This is a genomic window from Amycolatopsis sp. SID8362 (genome assembly GCF_010550475.1).
GTDB lineage: Bacteria > Actinomycetota > Actinomycetes > Mycobacteriales > Pseudonocardiaceae > Amycolatopsis > Amycolatopsis eburnea.
This window is the reverse complement of record NZ_JAAGNB010000762.1, coordinates 1-599: the sequence shown is the minus strand read 5'-3', so window position 1 is coordinate 599 and position 599 is coordinate 1. Positions and strand designations below refer to the sequence as shown.

Below are 599 nucleotides of genomic sequence, written 5' to 3'. Positions count from 1 at the left end.
CGCAGGTGGGCGGTGCCGCGCTCGGCCGTGCCCACCGGGTACAGGTGCACGTCGCGGCCGTCGGCGGCCGGCACGTGGTAGGTGTAGCCGCCCGACTCGCTGATCGCCGCGACGCAGCCTTCGAACAGCTCCGGGTGCTCGGCGACCAGCCAGTGCGCGCCCCACTCGCCGCGGTCCTCCTCGTCGGCGACGAACGCCAGCACCAGCTCGCGCCGCGGCCGGACGCCGCCGGCGAGCGCGGCGAGCACCATCGCCACGAAGTCCTTCATGTCGGTCGCGCCGCGGCCCCACAGGTACCCGTCGCGCACCTCGCCGGCGAACGGGTGCACCGACCAGTCCGCCGCGTCCGCCGGGACGACGTCGAGGTGCCCCTGCACCAGCAGCGCCGGTAGCGACGGGTCCGTGCCCGGCACACGGGCGATCACGCTGGCCCGCCCGGGTGCCGCCTCGAGGATCCGGGCCGGGATCCCGAGCCCGTCGAGGAACGCGGCGACGTACTCGGCGGCGGGCCGCTCGGGCTCGGCGTCGTTGCCGCCGCGGTTGGTCGTGTCGAACCGGATCAGGTCCGCGCACAGCTCGACGACGTCAGCCATAGATGC

Annotated in this window: 1 protein-coding gene; it reads right to left on the bottom strand. The window is 75.5% G+C overall.

Annotation, left to right across the window (positions count from 1 at the left end; translation table 11 throughout):
• Window positions 1-593 (bottom strand): M20/M25/M40 family metallo-hydrolase (locus G3I65_RS23555; protein ID WP_160698030.1); only part of this gene is annotated, 593 nt, incomplete at its 3' end.
• Between the last annotated feature and the right edge of the window lie 6 nt (window positions 594-599).